7 protein-coding genes are annotated in these 19,602 nt (G+C 42.2%); all 7 read left to right on the forward strand.

Translation table 11 applies throughout. The features are described from left to right. Window positions 1-292 precede the first annotated feature (292 nt). The 7 genes from JMN32_RS19275 (at window position 293) to JMN32_RS19305 (ending at window position 19,598) form a co-directional block, all read left to right on the forward strand. The gene (locus JMN32_RS19275) at window positions 293-8,302 is read left to right on the forward strand and encodes a Tc toxin subunit A-related protein (RefSeq protein WP_202858006.1); all 8,010 of its coding nucleotides are present in this window, start codon (window positions 293-295) and stop codon (window positions 8,300-8,302) included. Between the two features lie 33 nt (window positions 8,303-8,335). Next, on the forward strand, window positions 8,336-10,003 hold the full coding sequence (locus JMN32_RS19280) for a hypothetical protein (RefSeq protein WP_202858007.1): 1,668 nt from the start codon (window positions 8,336-8,338) through the stop codon (window positions 10,001-10,003). Window positions 10,004-10,046: 43 nt separating this feature from the next. Continuing rightward, on the forward strand, window positions 10,047-10,373 hold the full coding sequence (locus tag JMN32_RS19285) for a hypothetical protein (protein ID WP_202858008.1): 327 nt from the start codon (window positions 10,047-10,049) through the stop codon (window positions 10,371-10,373). A 21-nt stretch (window positions 10,374-10,394) separates the two neighbouring features. Further along, window positions 10,395-10,712 carry a hypothetical protein gene (locus JMN32_RS19290; protein WP_202858009.1) on the forward strand — a complete coding sequence of 106 codons (318 nt, stop codon included), beginning with the start codon at window positions 10,395-10,397 and terminating at the stop codon, window positions 10,710-10,712. A gap of 15 nt (window positions 10,713-10,727) precedes the next feature. After that, complete coding sequence (locus tag JMN32_RS19295; RefSeq protein ID WP_202858010.1) at window positions 10,728-11,282, forward strand: hypothetical protein; 555 nt, start codon at window positions 10,728-10,730, stop codon at window positions 11,280-11,282. A 10-nt stretch (window positions 11,283-11,292) separates the two neighbouring features. After that, window positions 11,293-18,732: a SpvB/TcaC N-terminal domain-containing protein gene (locus JMN32_RS19300; RefSeq protein ID WP_202858011.1), complete on the forward strand. Its 7,440-nt coding sequence runs from the start codon at window positions 11,293-11,295 to the stop codon at window positions 18,730-18,732. Between the two features lie 77 nt (window positions 18,733-18,809). After that, window positions 18,810-19,598 carry an SMI1/KNR4 family protein gene (locus JMN32_RS19305; RefSeq protein WP_202858012.1) on the forward strand — a complete coding sequence of 263 codons (789 nt, stop codon included), beginning with the start codon at window positions 18,810-18,812 and terminating at the stop codon, window positions 19,596-19,598. Window positions 19,599-19,602 lie beyond the last annotated feature (4 nt).

A 19,602-nucleotide genomic window follows, 5' to 3' on the forward strand; every position in this document is an offset into this window, starting at 1 on the left:
ATACAAATCAATATACGAATATTTACCACTAAGGTACAGTTTGTTTGGTCTTAAAGTATCTATTGGCCATCATCTTAACCATACTCATAAGATCTCCATTATACCAGCATGCAGGTTCGAATGTCAGCTAAGCTCTGATATCCATTTACTCTTGATATCTAAGCATTCACTCAAGGAAACTCCCTACCCACTCAATTAATTTCAATAGGTAGTCCGCGCTGACCTAATTTACTATGAATGCAACTGGAAATCAGATGTAAATGATGACATCATACTATGAAACATATTCTTTATGAGTAAGAAAAAAGAGGTATTCCGGCTTAGAGGTACACAATTTAAGTCTTTCTATAAGTCAAACGGATCATTTGACATTCTGTCTTTTGATTTTCATGCTAAGGATCAGGTTAGTCAACTCAACCTTAAAGATATAAAAGACACTGAGGCATTCATCAACCAGTTGAAGGTTCGTCAAAGGTTGCTGAGACTTTCCCCTGATGAAGATATAATAGAAAAGTTAATTGAAAAGGGATGGACCTCAGCTCATAAAATAGCACATTATTCAGAGGATAACTTTGTCAGGCTAGTTAAAGAATATATTAACACTGATGATGAATTAGTTAGGAATATACACAAAAGAGCCACAGATGTCAAGCAGAGAGCTGCGCTACTTTATGGTAATATCAAAGATCAGGTAGCTTCACCCTTTTACAACAGTACGCTGTTTGCTAATACACGAGCTGAGACCACGGAGAAGTATTCTTCAATCCCTGGATATACCGACCTGTTTGGCACATTGGATTATTGTGAATGTAGACATTGTAACTCTATACTAAGTCCTGCAGCCTACTTCGTTGACCTCATGCGTGTGACCAATGAATATATTACTGTCCCTAATGAGCAAACGATTCCGGCGGACAGAACGCTAAGGGCCAGGAGACCTGATTTATTTCAAATACCTCTGGATTGTAGCCATACCAATGATTTGGTGCAATATCTTCAGATCGTTAATGGTGTGATGATCGTCAAAATAGCTGTAGATAAGCAGGTTGATACGCTACAGTACATGGCAACGACTAACTATCCCTTCAACGCTCCATATAATCAGCCATTGGAGAAAATACGAGCAAGTGTCGAGCATTTTGGAATGAGCTTATCTGATATTTATGAAATCTATCAGGTACCTGAGATGGAAGTGGCCAGAGAAAAGCTAACCTTGAGCATAGAAGGGTATGATCTGATAACCACGCCCGATGCTACTCCTGCCGGACTTACGGATAGCTATGGTTTAGAAATTACCGAAACCAGTCTGGGAGGACTGGACCATACGGTGCTGTTTGCCTATCAGACGGGTCTCCATATTGATAGAGTACAGGTGCTTATATATGAGCATCTAAATCAGGAGGAAATAGAAAGTAATGCCATACCTCACAGCCTTTATGTTAATCAGGTACTTCCGGAGAATACTTATCTGCAAATTGAGGTTAATCAATCTGATCCTGATAACCCTTACTCTCAGATTGTAAATCTTGACCTGAATACACTTGACAGGCTTAATCGTTTTATCCGTTTGGCTGATGCTACTTCATGGGCTTATATGGATATCAATGTTTTCATGAAAGCCATTGGTGCAGATGAAATTAACCAGAAGCTGATAGAGGGGATGGCCAAAATGGATGTATTGATGGCACAGTATAATCTGAATGTTCAGGAACTAAGTGCCTTTTGGTCTGATATGAATACCATAGGCGTTGGCCACACCAAAACACCTAAAGACCTGTTCGACAGGACCTTCAACTACCCAACACCATTTTATAACCCTGATAATAAATTAAACCAGCCGCCTTATCATCCGACCTATGCGGAGAATCCGTTGTATCAGGATGAGGTTTTATACTGGAACCCATATACTGACAGTGATCAAAACCTCTCTCATGATTCTTCCATAAGAAAGCGACTCGTAGCCGCGCTCGGCGTGAGTGATGATGAACTTACCTTGATTGCACAACAAGTGATGGACGTATTGTCTATCACGAATAATCAAATCCCCCTTGACGTGCCCACGCTTACCCTATTTTACAGGTATGCTACGCAGGCGTATACGCTTGCATTACCCGTTAAGGATTATCTCGTGCTTTTGGGCTTGATAGGGGCAAAACAAATAGACTCCATCTCTGATTTTATGGGCGTGGGTGCCGTGACCCGGTGGATGAAAAAGTCGAATTTTAATGTATATGAACTTCAGTACATTGGAACCGGCAAAGTCAACAGATTTGTAAATACCGTCCATCAGGATAAGGAGATCAGGCTTATGCTGCAGGATCTATGGTCACAATCTGTCGCCTGGCTGATCAATGATCAATCTTTTGTCTTTCAGGGAATTTCAATACAGGATTCGTCAGTAATTGGTCGACAGTTAATCGCCACGGAATACGCCAATACGAGGGGTGCACTCTTAAATAAAGCGTTGAATTTCACTGACACCTCTGATCTGATAAAACTACAGAATGGATCATTCGTGACAGACATTATTGATTTTACAGAATCAACCCAAGCCCTGGCTGATCTAGAGAGTAATGGAGTGGTAGTTGGAGGATATCTTATTCCAAGCTTCACCGTGGATACAGACCTTTCATTTTTATTTCAGGGAGATGCACAGCGTGAGGATAAAACAGATCAGGTAAGAAATATACTGACTATTATCAAGCAGCTGAGCTACCTGATAGCTACACAGCCGACATCATTTATAGGAAAACTTATTACCCAGAGCCAGTCACAATCTGCTTTTAATGATCTGGTTACCAATAATATAATAACCAGCAATGGTGTGTTAAAGGTCAGAGTTACGGAAACCACTGATCTCTCCTTTCTGTATGACGGAGAACCTAATCAGGAAGCCATGATTGCCGACACCCGGGAGGTACTTATACAGGTAACCGGACAGGCAAGCTATGTGCTTGCAACAACTGTCAATTTGAGAACATTACAATATAATGGGACTGTTGAGCAGCTTTCAGGTTTTTACAACTCTTCAACATCTATTATATCGGAGTTGCTGGCCCTGTCGGCAGGTATTGCAGGTATTGATAATTACATAGCACTTTTACTCAATCCGGTTGATAGGGATTCACCTCTTCCGCAAAGTATATATGATCTTTTGGGCAATATCTCACAATTACTTTTTGTTGTAGAGAAGTTGCAGTTAACGGCTGAGGAGATACAAAGTATTGCTGAATATCCCGAAAGCTATGGTATTGCTGACCTGGAAAATGGATTTAAATTTTCTATCAGTGAGATCATGACCATTTCAAAATTTAAGGCCCTGCAGCAGGACTTTAATGATGTGAACAATGGTCTTATTACCTATTTCGCTATGCCCGAAGACAGTGATTGTAAGACCGGAGAAAAGAGTAAGGTACTTTCTCAGATCACTGGTTGGGATCAATTGCAGATCTGTACTTTGATTGGAGCTTATTTACCTGATAGCAATGAAGCCTCATCTGTAATGGCAATAGCCTGGCTCCAGCAAGCATTCAATATAGCCGATACGCTAGGGGTAGATGTGTACTACATCATGAGCCTGATCAAGATAAATGACCTTCCTGCCTCTGATAATGTCAATTGGGAGCTCTACAAGAGCTATGCCCAATCACTAATAGATGTTATTAATGCCAAATACGACGATGAAAAATGGACTGAAGTTTATGATAAACTCATGTCACCTATTCTGGAGAGTGAGCGCGATGTATTGGCAGACTATATGATATGGTATCTCACCGAGGACGGCATACTCCTTACTTCGCGAGATGATCTATACCAGTTTTTACTGATCGATGTAAGTATGAGCGGTTGTGCCAAGATATCCTATATCAAGGAAGGCATTAGTGCTGTTCAATTATACATACAAAGGGCAAGAATGAACCTCGAAGTTGGGGTTAACAAGTTTGAACTTTCGGATAAGCTTTGGGCATGGATGTCCAATTACAGGGTTTGGGAGGCTAACAGAAAAGTATTTTTATATCCTGAGAATTACATTGACCCTGTTCTTAGAAAGAGGAAATCTACAGAATTTAATGAGCTATATGACTTCCTACTACAGGGAGAGGCCACTGAAGACCGTGTAACTGAAGCCTACTTCAATTATTTTGACAAATTTAATGTTGTTGGCAATCTGCGTATCGCTGGTACCTATTATCGCCAGGTAGATGATCCTACATGGGGGGAGAGTAAAACGCTGTTTACCTTTGGCAGAACGGCTGACTCACCTTATACTTATTATTACCGCAAGGGTGTAACCAAAGGGGACTATAAGTTCTGGACCCCATGGGAAAAAATGGAAATAAGTATAGGAGGAGAATTCATTACACCGGTATATGCCTATGGCAAGCTTTTCATTTATTGGGTTGATGTAGACAGAATCGAAGGGTCTACGATTGAGAACAATAGCTCTAAGGACAACTCCACTATCAAGGGTCGGGTCAAATACTCATATTATAATTTTAACGGGCAATGGGTGCAACCTCAAACTTTGGGAGAGGATATAGTTGTATTCTACACCCCTAATGATGCTTACATCAATAGCATTGCCGGTTACATTGATAGCATGAATATCAATTTTAATCCTAAAAATGTATTCTGGCGCCGTCCCTATGCATTGGATATACCTACAAAAGGAAATGATCTGGAGAATATCATTGTGATGTATGGCGACCTGCCTAACCTTCCTCCGTCAGAAACTCAGGCTCCGCCAGAGCCACCATATGGAAGTAATCAGGATCAGAATGAGCTCAATGCTATGTGGTATAACTCAATTAACCGGGCCGTGAAAGCTACTAATGAGGGCATGATCGGGTACACTTCCCTGACCATCGGCCAGATGCTAACCACAAACATGAGAAATGACATTACTAACCTGGTGCTCATGAACTACAATAGCTCGCCAGGTAACCCACAACCATATCGTGGTATGATTGATGTCAATAATTACACCTTGAATGTGGTACAATCAAATAACCTCCTATACGATAATTTTATGGGAGACATGATAACCCGAGTGGGAGACGGGTTGCCAGCTCCACAGGGATCAACATTAAGTTTGCTCGCTAACCTGTCAGAAGGTAATTCATCCATTTCCATGGTGGTGAATCAGCCAGGATGGTTTGTATTTGACAATGGAGACGAAAGCTTCCTGGTGATGTCACAGGAAAGTGGCCTGAAGCAGATCAATGACATACTTGTGGTCAATAAAGGGCTTTCTGATCAGACCAATGAGACAGACTTGCTTTGTACCGCATATACCGATACTCCTGAGAACTTCGCGGATCTGAAGTTTAAATTTGACAGGCTATCTACCAACGTGGTGCCCCAGCTAAGTCAGATACTTTTCACTCAGGGCATTGATCAGCTACTAACCATTGACTCACAAACTTTAAGTGAATTGCCATTTAACAGGTTTTACCCTGGCGGCACCAGACCGGGTTCGGTGATTCCCCCAATGTCTGATACACTGGACTTTAATGGTGCCAATGGGTTGTATTTCTGGGAAGTATTTTTCTATATACCTTTCCTTGTGGCTAATTCGCTGAGCGAAAATCAACAGTTTGAACAAGCCACAAAGTGGTACCAGTATATATTTAACCCTACCGACCGGGCAACTATAGTCAGTAACAACCCAAATGATCACTACTGGGGTTTCCTGCCGTTTTGGGGCGTAGAGCCACAAAGCCTTGAAGAAATACTGACCAACAGTGAGCAGATAGCAATTTATAACAACGACCCCTTTGACCCGGATGCGATTGCTCACTTGCGCATTTCAGCATTTCAGAAAGCTATTGTAATGCGCTATATAGATAATTTGCTCAACTGGGGAGATTATCTGTACACACAGGATACATGGGAATCTATAGTAGAAGCCACTATGCTCTACGTGATGGCTAAAGACCTCCTGGGTGATAAGCCGATTGAGACCGGTGCTTGTGCAGAAAGAGAAACAGCTACCTTTCAGGATATTCTTGATAAGTATGGTGACGATATACCGGAGTTTTTGATACAGCTTGAGAACTCTATTGATACCTCTCAGACTGATGGTGTACTACTGGATACCAAACCCTATAACGATATAGATTCATATTTCTGTGTAGGTGAAAATGAAAAGTTCAAAGCGTACTGGGACAAAGTTGAGGACAGGCTTTTTAAAATAAGACACTGCATGAATATTGAGGGGCAAAGAAGGCAATTGGCATTGTTCCAGCCTCCGATAGATCCTATGCAGCTGATCAAGGCCTCTATGTCAGGTCGTGATATCACCAGTGTGGTATCTGCGCTTGTTCCCGAAGTGCCTGCGTACAGATTCTCGACTGTGCTTGGCATGGCAAAAAATGTTACCTCTACACTGGTGCAACTGGGAGGTTCACTGTTGTCGTCATTGGAGAAAAAAGATACTGAAGATCTATCCCTACTGAGGATAACACAAGAGCAAAATGTAAACAACATGGTGCTCAATGTAAGGGAGCAACAATGGGAGCAGGCCTCTGCTAATTTATCTGCTTTGCAGGAAGGTCTGAAAAGTGCCCAGGCTCGCTTAGCTCACTATACAGGTCTGATAGAAGAGGGGCTTATTCCGACCGAAATACTAAATATCATTGCCACCACCGTAGCTAATTACCTGAATCTGGCCGGTAGTGTGATGAAAATGAGTTCCTCCATTGCCCACCTTATACCCAATGCAGGATCACCTTTTGCCATGACTTACGGTGGTATACAGGTAGGGCAAAGCCTCAATGCCGTAGGGGGTTACTTCGATATGCTGGCAAGTTATTCCAATTTTATAGGCTCCATGAGTCTCACCATGGCAGGGTATCAGCGCAGGGCCTCCGAATGGGAATTTCAACAAACACTGGCAGATTATGATATAAGCCAGATCAACGAACAGATAGAGGCAGCCGAACTGGCATTGAGTATAGCAGAACAGGAGATCGCTATACAGCAAAAAAACATTGAACAAAACAATGAGCTGGAAAACTTCTACAGAAAGAAGTTCACGAATAAAGAGTTGTATCAATGGATGGTAAATAGATTGTCAACTACTTACTTCCAGACCTATAAGCTCGCCTTTGACCTTGCCCTTGCGGCCGAAAAGAGCTATCAGTATGAACGAAACTCTAACCAGACCTTTATAGAGTACGGTTATTGGGATAGTCTCAAAAAAGGACTTTTGGCTGGAGAATCACTGTCACTTGGGCTGAACCAGTTAGAAAATGCCTATATGGTTGAAGGCAAAAGAAAAATGGAAATCAAGAAAAGCATTTCTCTGCTGCTTACAGACCCTCAGGCTCTTATTGACCTTAAAACCAAGGGAGTATGCTTTTTTAGCTTTACGGAGAAACTGTTTGATTTTGATTATCCCGGTCAATATCGCAGACAGATCAAATCAATATCCATTTCGATTCCGGCGGTAGTAGGTCCATATCAGAATATCAGGGCGGTACTTACTCAATTGACCAACAAGGTATTGCTTACTCCGGATATTAATGGAGTTAACTTCCTTCTAGGCGGGGAAAATGCCTCTACACCGGATAACAGCGTACTTCGTTCTAACTGGAGGGCAAGCCAGGAAATAGCACTCTCTACCGGTGTTAATGATTCCGGATTATTCCAACTCAATTTTGGCGATGAGCGATACCTGCCTTTTGAAGGTACAGGTGCGGTGTCAACATGGAAGTTTGAAATGCCCCTGGCGACTAACCCCATAGATTTTAATAGTATATCCGATATTATTATTGAACTCAACTATGATGCAGTAGCAGGGGATAGTGCCTTTAGAAAGAATGTAACCACGCTGCCAGCTCTTGCCGAGTTTTCAGGTGCCAGATTGCTAAGCATGGCGCATCAATACTCTGATTCATGGTACACTTTCATGCATCCGAATGCCTCAGCCAACACACAGGAGATGTTATTTAAGATTACTCCGGCCATGTTTAGAGGAAAGCTCTCCAACATGATCATCGAAGAAGTTAGCATGACGCTATCTCTTATCGATGGAGAAACACTCACCGGTACTCTCACAGCAACATTGGATATCTTATCCGCTGATGGTATTGAATTCACTTTTTCCAATACAAATACTGACTCGGAAAGTGTCCCTGAAAGCATAACTGATTATTACGGGACCTGGAAGATCGTCATAGATAAAGCCAGCATTCCGGCCAGTCTGCAAGGTACTGATGGCTTCATTGATCCTGCTAAATTGCTCGACATAGGAGTTATGATCTCATACAAGGGAGCAATGCAGTGGGATAACAACTAAACTATTTAATTAACCTATAAAAACGTAAAAACTATGGCAGAAGATTGCTCGGATTTCCACTGCAGTAAGCAGCAGGGGAATGTAAATCAAATTTGTAAAGATGAAGGATGGCCCGAAGGGCATAAAGTTTTAGTATGTACAGATGGAGTGTGCTGTAATTGCCATTGTTCATGCCTGGAATTTGGTACGCACATAGCATATGCATCAGATAAGGACAAAGCTGTTGAACTATTTGCTGTAGGTGAACCCGTACTGGCTACCGGTCCTGATGTAGCATCATGGAAAGAGCTGGTAGTGGAGTTTAGTGGCGGTACTGCCGGAAGCTCCAATTCTCCCTTCATGGTAGCTGTAACCTATGATGATGGTGGTGAAAATAAGGAATTGGTTGTTACGGAAGATAACCTTTTCCTCATGCCCAATGGAAAAATGAAACGTGCAGATGAGTTGGTCCCTGGGAAAGATAAACTGGTAAAGGCTTCCGGGATATCAGATACAGCTGAAGTAACAGAAATACGCAGAGTGAGTGTGAGTACAGGTGTTCATCATATCTCAACAGGCACCGAAAAACCTACCACTTTAGATGGTCACCTGCTCAACGTTCAGGGTATTGTGGTTGGCGATTACGTGGTTCAGCTTTTTCAGGATGAGCTTGGTCAATTTATGGATGATGGTAAAATCGGTGCATTTAAAGTAGGTACAAGGGAATATGACAAGGAACATGCCCTTACTACACACACTGTAAAGAAAACCATGGCTTTAAAGGACTTACTGGACAAGAAAGTGTTGGAGTCTTTCGATTATTGGAATCATACGTTATTCAGCATTGCACTTGACCCAATTCCTACTAATGATCCTTCATTTCTTACAGAGGATCAGGCTAAGCAAATGAGTCAGTTTGCTCCTAAAGCATCCTATTACGATAGTGCTATCATTGCTGAGGTTGAATATCTCTTCACTATTTACCATGCATTTTACCCTGAAGTACATTTCATCCTTGACTGGAGTAATGAAAAAGCCAATGCATACTCTACGACCCTTGGTGATCAGAAGGTAATAATCGTTACCGGAGGACTGGCAAGAATAGAAGCATTGAAGCTACAAGGCTTGTCAATTGTACTGGCTCATCAGCTAGGAAGAATTTATGGTGGCGAACCTGAACGTCAGGATGGCTATTCATGCATGGGGCAGGCCGATTACTATGGTGTTCGCATCGTGATGAGAAAAGTGTGGTACGATGACTTATATGCGTCTATGGTATTCCCTGGTATAGAGCAGGTTAGAGAGTCCTTCCAGTACATATCGAATGGAGATACGGATGTATGTATATCGCCAACATTGGATTGCAGAATTGTGACCCTTGATGCTGGAGCTACAAAGCCGGAACTACCTGCCTGCGCAGGCGGACCGAGCCAGGAATATCTGGCCGTAGAAGGTGCAGTTGCTGATAATGAGGGAGAGGTGACTATTACCTTTAACCAGAAAGTTAACAAAGCCACCGCTGAAAATGTAGAGCACTATGTCTGCGACCCGAGGGTGAGAATAGAAAGCGCTACGGTAACAGGTCGTAAGGGAGTTGATGTTGTATTGAAGGCAAATTTTGAAAGTGGATCTGACTATCGGGTAACGGTTTCTAATGTGCTTTCAGCAAATGGAGAACCAACTAATCCAAACAAAAGTTCTGCTGAATTTACAGCAAAATAATTCAATAAACAGGGGGCTTCCAGCCCCCTATAAATTCTTAGTTATGAAAGAAGTATTACCAATTTCGGCCGCTGAATGCTCCGTGGATGTCATTGAAAAGATCACACAACAAGTTAACCATATGGCCACCCAAATAGAAGGAATTGATATTGGAGATTTCATTCCGGTGGTAGTAGGTAAGGATGTATATGGCGTCGAGTACTCTGGCAATTCGTCAGGCGATGAATATAAAGAGTGCACTGATACGAGATGTTATGATGATACGAGAATTATACATGAAGTATGTCGCCGAAATGACTGGCCTATTGGTGCTCCTATACTTATCTGTTCCATGGAGACGGGAACATGCTGCTTTTGTAAATGTCATTAATTCAGCAAAACCACTTATACTATGAAAAACTACACTTTATTAAAAGAATCAGGTCTGGAGCCTAATATTATTGAAAGCATTGCAAAACAAGCTAATCACAATGCTTCTAACCTGGAAGGAATCGAAGACGGCGATCTAATACCCGTTATGGTGAATGGAGAAATCTATGTTAATCCGTTCAAACATGATTACACCATGGCACCAACTTGCGAACCTCAAAAATGCGAGAGTGTACGAAAGGAATTAAACCAAATTTGTAAAGACAATAATTGGCCTGCAGGTCATTACGTTTTAGTATGCAGCGTAGATGGAGAATGCTGTAATTGTGAATGCTTATAAAAATTGCATATGAATATGATTGATCAAATAACCATACAAGAGTCTGCTCCTATTGAGCAGACTCCTGAGGCGTTGGCAGGTATTCTTGGCATAAAAAAGCCTCTCACCGAAGAGGTTTTTCGAGCAGCAATAGATAACCCGGGGTATATGCATAACCTGTTGGCCTCAAAAGATACACCTGCTTTCATCAATTATCTGTTAAGTCATCCGCCTGCTTCATCCGGTAAAAAGGAAGCCGATGCAAAAGTAAAAAAGAAGACTAGTCTCGAATTGATGGCTAAGGCCTCAAAATCTATACTCAAATGGTCAAAAGCCAAATTTAAGACCGTAAGTGAGGAGGTTTATAACCAACGTCTATCAGCTTGTGAGCAGTGTGAGCATTGGCAGGACCCTCCGGAAAATGTACTGTATAAACTGACTTCGTTAACGAGCAAAGAAAAAAAGGATAGAAAGATATGTGGGCAATGCGGTTGCGTAACAGCTAATAAAGCGCGCTTACCTCATGAAAATTGTCCCGTAGCGCATGCTTCTGTACCTGGCATGTCCAAATGGATGGAACTTATAAAGTAATCAGGATTAAATGACTGACAAATCACCTCTTGAAGTTGCTGCAGACCAGGAGCCTGCCAATAAACTTAATGTTGATCGTGTTTCCCTGCCTAAAGGTGGGGGTGCCCTTAAAGGCCTGGGTGAAAGCTATAAACATGATAACTTTAGCGGCACAGGTTCTATCAATATACCCCTCAACACCTTTGATGCAAGAGGGTTTGAGCCGGAGATATCATTAAACTACAGGTCTACCGGAGGTAATGGCCCTTTTGGTCTGGGGTTCGATGTTAATCTGCTGTCCATTTCCAGGAAAACTAATCTGGGAATACCCAGGTACAGGAGAGGTGATCGTTTTGTGCTCAGCAGCGGGGAGGAATTGGTTCCCATGCACGACGATGCAGGAAAACCAATAACCAAAAATGTCACCGAACAAGGAGTCTCATGGACTGTTGCCTATTACGTTGTTCGGTTTGAGAAGGACTATCCCGGACTTGAGTTTTGGGTAAACGATGCAACCGGAGTATCCAAATGGCAGATCCGGAACGGGGATAATATGCTCTCTGTATTAGGCGAATCTACCTTGGGAAGAGTGGCTAACCCTGATGATCCACAACAGGTATTTACATGGCTGGTTGAACATCAGGAAGACGCACATGGGAATAAGATAGAATATCTTTACAAAGGTGAGAATTCTGACAATGTAGAGAATCTCGTGTTTGAAAAGAATCGAATTGTTACGGCCAATCGATACATATCAGAGGTCCGATATGGTAATTATTTGGATGATGAAAGCAATGAGCAGTTTGCATACCGCATGTGCTTTAATTATGGAGAATATGATGCCCAGGGTCAAAAAACGTCCGAATGGGCTGTAAGAGAAGATCCTTTTTCGAGTTATAATGCCGGGTTCGAAATACGTACCTACAGGCTTTGCCAGTCTATATTATGTTTTAATTACTTTAAAGAGCATACGGGGGAGCAACCACTGCTAGTAAGGAAATATGAACTGACCTATCAGGCGGATCCGGTTGTCAGCAAGCTCATAAAAATGCAGGAAATAGGGGTGCAGTTGTTAGAAACCGGCGCCATCAATGAAAAATCATCCCCTGCCTTATTATTCAGTTTTTCTCAATTCAACCCAAATGAGGCAACAGGATTTAAAAAGCTGGAAGTTGATGGCGGATATCAAATCCCAGGATACCTGGATAAAGGACAATATTTGCCAGTAGACCTTTATGGTGAGGGTATTAGTGGTATAGTTCATAGTGTTCCTGATAATATTCTCTACTACGAACCTCTGGGTGATGGAAAGTATAATACACCTCAGTCACTCATCAGGGTGCCAACAGATAATGACCTCACCAACCCTACACTTTCCCTGTCTGATCTCAATGGAGATTTTGAGCTGGAATTGGTAGTAGACTCTCCTCAGAAATCCGGATTTTATAAAATCGGGCAGGACCATCAATGGAAGCCATTTACTCCTTTTAAGCAAATGCCTACATTACGGAATGGGGAATTTGTAGAACACTCTGATCTCACGGGTGATGGGCGAAGTGATATCTTGCAGGTGGAAGAAAGCTTTATCAGTATATATCCATCAGAAGGCTATACTGGATATGGTGAGGGGTATAGTCAAATTCGTCAGGAAGGCTTTCCACATGCAGAAAAAAATCTGGTGCGTGGTGTAGTAGCCTTTCAGGATATGTTTGGTGATGGACTTTCGCATCGGGTAGAGATACGTAGCGGAAGTGTCCTGTGCTGGCCAAGCTATGGTTACGGCAACTTTGGCCCGGTGATAACCATGGGAAATGCACCATCCTTTGCTAAAGGATTGGCCAAAGGAAGACTGAAATTTGCGGATATCGATGGTACGGGTACTACAGATCTCGCCTATGTTCATCATGACCAGGTAGAGATCTATATTAACCAGAGCGGGAACAGTTTTGCCGATCCTGTTTTTGTTACGCTTCCCGAACCCTATTCAGACTTAGATGAAATACAGTTTGCGGATGTTACCGGTAACGGAACCACCAGCCTCGTATTCACCAAAATTGACGATACACCCAGACACTACTTTATTGATTTTACGGGCTTTGAGCCAGCGAATAGTGAACAGAGTCTGAAACCCTACCTGCTAACTACCATGGAGAATGGCAGTGGGCTGACCACCTCATTTGAATATAAAAGTTCCACAAGCTATTATCTGGAAGATAAAAAAGCTGGAAAGCCATGGGTGAGTAAGCTTGCATTTCCAATTCAGTTAATTAGTAAAACAACCCTTACGGATAAGATTGCGGGAACGGTAACTACAAATTCATATAGTTACCACAACGGCTTCTATGATGTTGCGGAGAGAGAGTTTCGTGGTTTTGGTTACGTGGAAACTACCGACTCTCAGACCTATGAGGAGATACTCAAAAGCAACAACCCTTACTATCCTGTGGAGGCTCTGGATAAGAACCTTTATGTGCCTCCGGTGTTAACCAGGCAGTGGTATCACACGGGGGCTTACGAGCTTGAAGAGGCATTGAACTTTGCCATGGAAAGGGAACAGTTCAATGGAGATCTCGAAGCACTTGATTTTCCACCCTCCATTTATGAAGTAAATACAGACACTGAAGCTCAAAAACAATCCAGAATAGCTCTTGCTGGCAGGTTAATAAGAGAGGAAATATTTGAGGTTGGCAATGGCATTCCTTACAGTGTTGAAATGCATAATTACCGGGTTCAGGCCCTTCAGGAACCCTTTGGGGTTGAACTGGGAGTATTCAGGGCAATAGCTATGGAAAGCATCGATTACCAGTACGACCAGGACCCCACTGACCCTCAGGTAACGCAATCTTTTGTTGTGGGTTGGGACAATTTTGGGCATGAGACTGAAAGCTGTCTGATATACCTGCCCCGAAGAACAAATGCACAACGTGTGATCTACCCTGAACAGCTTGAAACAACCGCGATTCTCAACGTTACAGAGTATATCAACATCCCCGAGGAGTATAATGACATTACCCAGACATACCGCTACATAAGCATACCTTATGAAAACAGATCATATCAGCTATTTGAACTCGACAATAGTCAAGGAAACTATTTTGGATATGAAGAGGTAAGATTACAGGTAGCTGATGCACTCCAAACTATTATTCCATACAGCAATACGCCAGATGCCACCGGACTTTCGGTTATGTTGACATCATGGCAGATTACGCTGTTTTGGAACGAAGAACAAACTGACGCACTAAGTCCGGGATTTATCAGCAGCAGAGCGTTATTGCATCACATAGATAAAGCCAGCTTTTCGGATATATGGGTCGCTGATACTTATGGTAATGATGTTCAGGCTGCAGAAGTAAGTGAGATAGGAGGGTATTTTTTCAACCTTTACGAGAGCAATTATTGGTGGAACAGGGGGGAGGTGACCTACTATTATGATGACACTACACCTCAGGCATTTTTTCAAGTACAATCCATCGCTAACCCATATCCCAACATCCCGGTTGATAGGACACAAGACCCCTCGTTGGCAAAGAAAGAAGTATTGCTTTATGACGGGTATTACCTGAATATACAAGAAATACAGACATACTACAGCGAAAACGATTTTCACCGGCAAGTACTGGAAATGGATTATCAGTGTGTACAGGTGAAGCAGCTTACCGATATCAATGATAATATCCATCAGTATTTGTTTGATCCCCTTGGTGAGCTGGCAGTGGTCTCAATTATAGGAACCGAAGCCGGGGATTCCCTAACTGGAGGCATGAGACTTTATCCGGTTAATGGGCAGCCAGCCGAATATACCCCGAGGTTACATGCAACAGATGGAGGTGAAATTGGTTTTGAAGATGTAGTGCAGCATCCCGACTATTATTTACAAGGGGCTACACATTACTATTTCTATGAGCAAATGGCCGATAACCAACCGGCAGGCTCCATACTCCTTATCCGAGAGGAATATTATACAGAGCAACCCGAGTCAGATCCGGCTACTATCAGAAAGCTCATCAATTATTATGATGGTTCGGGAAGATCCATTGAAAGAAAGATCAATGCAGAACCGGGACCTGCCTTGCAGTTCGATAAATTCGGCACACTAAAGAAAGAGAAAGGTCGATTTATAGTAGAGCAAAGTAATGATCGCTGGCTTGTTTCCGGCAGGGTGGTCTACAATAATAAGGGCGAGATAGCTGAAGAATACATACCTTACTTCAGCAACATCTATCAATATGAAACACAAGAGCAGGTAACAGCTTCCGGAGCTGTGCCACCACCATGGATCACGCATTACGATGCTATTGGCAGAGTAGTTAGAAAAGATACACCCAAAGGGTTCTTTAACAAGACGATTTATTCACCCTGGCAGACTGCCTATTATGATGAGAATGATACAGTAACGGACGCTGTCTTTTATAAAACCTTCATGGCTTCATACCCAGGCAATCCAACTGTGGAGCAGGAGGATGAAAAAGATGCATTGGATAAAGCAGCATTATGCTATAACACTCCACTACGTCAGATATTGGACAGTACAGGCTCGATAATTCGGGAAATCAAGGATAACCTGGGGAAGGTTTCTGAAAACGCTTTTGAAAGCATTGTACAGTCACCAATAACTTCTGTTGATGTTTGGAATGAGCTCGTAAATAAGGGTTATTTGGATGCCCAGGGATATTTAACAGATAAATATCAACCATATTTTAATGGGTTCAGTCTACAGTTGGATCCCGTATATGAATCCATCAAACAAGGCATTAATGACATTCTGCTTCAGGGAAGATTAACCACATTTATTCAGGTAGATGTTGAAGGCAGGCAGGTGCTGGTGATTGACCCCAGACTTTATTATGAAAATACCGAACAAGGGACGAGCTACTACAGTCTGAAGAATGAATACCCCATGGATGAAACAGAGGCATGGAGTATTAATAGTTCTGATGCAGGCTTGCGGAAGGTGTTGAAGAATATTTTCGAAAACAATGCTTTGCAATTTGACCCTAACAATATCAAAATCAGGGTTTTTTATGACCATTTACAGCGGCCTCTCAGAAAATATTTGACGGAGACTGACGGCACTGGCGAGGTGATATGGTCAGGAGTGGTGGAACGAATAGAGTATGGTGATGGTCTGGATAACGCCGCTTCTCACAACCTGATAGGGCAGATATATAGGTTATATGATCAGGCCGGAATCATCACCATACCTGACTATAACATCCAGAACAGAATGATGACCTCAGGGCGTCAACTGGCGGTTGAGTATAAAAATCAGATAGACTGGTCTGACCCCGGAAGTGTGCCGATGGAGCCCGATATTTATACTACAGATCTCAGCTATAACGCCCTGGCACTTCTCATAGATAAAACCACTCCTGATGGTACCAAAACCAACTATACTTATAATTTAAGAGGATTGGTGGAGCAAGTGTACATGAAATTTGCAGATAGTACTGAGCAAACTGTAATAGAAAGTGCCACTTATGATGAATTTGGTACAAGTACCAGAACAGCCTATGCTAATGGCAGCATTACAACACAGGTCATTGAAAATACTACCGCCAATGTCAGGCTTATAAGAACAACACGGGCTGCTGAAGGAGACAGGCCAACAGTATTACAGAACATTGCTTATACCTATGACCCGGTGGATAACCCCACCAGATCCAGGGACAGCAGTATCGATACAATCTATAATGGTGGTCAGGAAATAGAACCACTTAGTGATTATACATACGATTGTATATACCAGTTGAAAATAGCTATTGGAAGACAACATCAGGCTTTGGGGACGAGCCATACTTCCGGAAAATATGGTCAATTCATTAAAAATATAAACCCCAATGATGCTGAAAAGCTGGAGAACTATACCGAACAATATACCTATGATAACTCTGGAAACCTTACACTTAAGAAACATACAGCAGCTTCAGGTACATGGTCTATGGTTAATGAAATATCGGATGGCAATAACCTACTTAAGAATGTCCCTGCAGATGAGGCGGGCAACATGCTTAAATTAAAGCCTGAAAGTACTGTAAACCTTTCTTGGGATTATGCAGGTAACCTTTCCTACGCGGGTATTATAGAGAGACCTGACAACACCAATGATGCAGATTATTTTAGATACAATCCTGGCAAGGAGAGAGTCAGGAAAGTGATTGAAAGGCTGGTGCAGGAAACTGTCACAGAAATTGACGAAACCATTTATATCGGAAACTTTCAGATATACAGAACCAGCAGTGTTTCGGGCAATACCAAAACGGTGAAAACCGAACGTCAAATGTTGCGGGTAATGAATAAGAGTGCATGTGCATTAGTGAGGTATTACTGGAAAATTGGTAATAATGAACATCCTACCGGTACCTCACAGTTAAGGTATCAATTGGATAACTTGCAGAACTCTGTCTCACTGGAAACAGATACTAATGCGGATATCATCAGCTACGAAGAATATTTTCCTTTTGGAGGTACAGCCATTTTATCCGGGCAATCTACAGCGGAGGTAAAGCTTAAATTTTATCACTTCACAGGTAAGGAAAGAGATAACTCAACGGGGTTATATTATTATGGTGCACGATACTATGCTCCATGGATGGGCAGGTGGCTTAATCCTGACCCTGGTGGACCAATAGATGGTCTTAATCTGCTTGCTTATGTAAGTAATAATCCACTGAAATACACTGATCCTTCCGGGTATGTTAAGGTTAATAAGAAAGCGCAATTACAATCCAGTATAAAAAGCTGGACCGCCACTAGAAAACGGTATAAGACAGAAGTGAGCAAATGGAAATTTAAGGTTTCCGTTGCCAAAAATGCAACTGCCAAAAATGCAGCACTCTTAAAGTTAAAGAGCGCTGAAACACAACTTAAAAGAGCTGAAACACGCCTTAAAAACCTTAAAAATGACCTTGCCAAGCTTTCATCTGGAGCAAGTTATACTACTTCCCCTGCGTTTTATAATCCGGGAGGGCCGTCTGTAATTATGAATTTTCAAAACCTGCCTTCAGCTCAAGGGGCAACGAAGCTTGCAGGTAAACCAGGAGGAAATCCTTATATTGTTGATTTTTACGATCGGGTAAACGTGGATAAAAAGCCCTTGGATGCCCAGACTCAAAGTGACGTGCGCAACTACACAGCTTTGGCCAATAAATATATTGCAAGCCAGGGGGGGAGCATTACTGCGGTATCAACGGATAGAAAACTTACAGGTTCATTGGGCTACCAGGCAGGACAAATTGCGAGTAAAGAAAGGAAAGGTACCAACACTGCAACACCAAACACTTACCCATCTGGTAATGTGGTTGGTCACGTGCCGGATGTCAGTATAACTGGTGTGCCATATTCGTTTTACGGATGGTTCTCTCAAACCAAACTGTCAAACAGCCTTGTAGGAGGTGGCGTTTATGCTGGCCGGGTGATTGACCAGTTTGTTGTACGTGAACTTGATGGCAATTATTATAAATATACATAAGATAGATGCGCTGTATTTATAACTTTGTTTACAACAGAAATGATCTGTTTATCTGACATGATCCAAACCATAAAACCATGAATAAAGACAACCTTTCTGACATTGAGGTAGAAGAATTCCTCTCTTTTCTTTTGGAAAAGGAAAATGTCAAAATAGATAAGGGAGCAAAGGACACACTTGTAAAGTATCCCGGCTTGGATCCGGATAAATTTCCGCAGAACTCTTTGGAAGAGCAGATTTATCTGAGTTTGCCAGAAGCTCATCAGCAGCTACTGATGTATGGCAATGGTATGGAGATTTATGAAGGCAGTTATCGCATTTTCGGACTCGGAACATCATTATATCGTGATATGGGTTATTGGAACCACCCTCAGGTATGGAAACATGCCTGGGGTGGATACCCTGATCAGTTCCTGTGCTTTGGAGAGTCCATTACAGGTAATCAATACGCTTATAACCTACATGACCTGCACCACAATGAAGACAATGCCAAAGTATATGAACTGTATGCAGTAACCTTTACAGAACTGATGGTTTACGATAATTTCAAGGAGTTCATAGTCAATGGGTTCTTTAATGGGGTAGAAGATGACCCTTACCATAACCGGATAAAGCAGGCACGAAAAAAATTTGGCCCCTTCGATAAAAACAAACAATTGGTTTACACTCCCAATCCACTTTTAACGGGCGGGGAACTTGAAGGGCTTGATCTTCAGTTAATGGATGCCCAGACAGCCATGACCTTAAACGGTGATATCGCTCTTCAACTGGCCAATAAAGAGTCTCTGGAGGGACTTAAAAATATTGAAAACTACACTGACGATCAGGGAAGGGCACGTATAAGGGTTAACTGGAATAATGTCTAAAAGT

It is taken from the genome of Fulvivirga marina, from assembly GCF_016775155.1.
Taxonomy (GTDB): Bacteria; Bacteroidota; Bacteroidia; order Cytophagales; family Cyclobacteriaceae; genus Fulvivirga; species Fulvivirga marina.

Coding starts and splice junctions, on each gene's coding strand:
- JMN32_RS19305 (WP_202858012.1), top strand. CDS start 18,810: ATGAATAAAGACAACCTTTCTGACATTGAGGTAGAAGAATTCCTCTCT.
- JMN32_RS19275 (WP_202858006.1), top strand. CDS start 293: ATGAGTAAGAAAAAAGAGGTATTCCGGCTTAGAGGTACACAATTTAAG.
- JMN32_RS19285 (WP_202858008.1), top strand. CDS start 10,047: ATGAAAGAAGTATTACCAATTTCGGCCGCTGAATGCTCCGTGGATGTC.
- JMN32_RS19300 (WP_202858011.1), top strand. CDS start 11,293: ATGACTGACAAATCACCTCTTGAAGTTGCTGCAGACCAGGAGCCTGCC.
- JMN32_RS19280 (WP_202858007.1), top strand. CDS start 8,336: ATGGCAGAAGATTGCTCGGATTTCCACTGCAGTAAGCAGCAGGGGAAT.
- JMN32_RS19290 (WP_202858009.1), top strand. CDS start 10,395: ATGAAAAACTACACTTTATTAAAAGAATCAGGTCTGGAGCCTAATATT.
- JMN32_RS19295 (WP_202858010.1), top strand. CDS start 10,728: ATGATTGATCAAATAACCATACAAGAGTCTGCTCCTATTGAGCAGACT.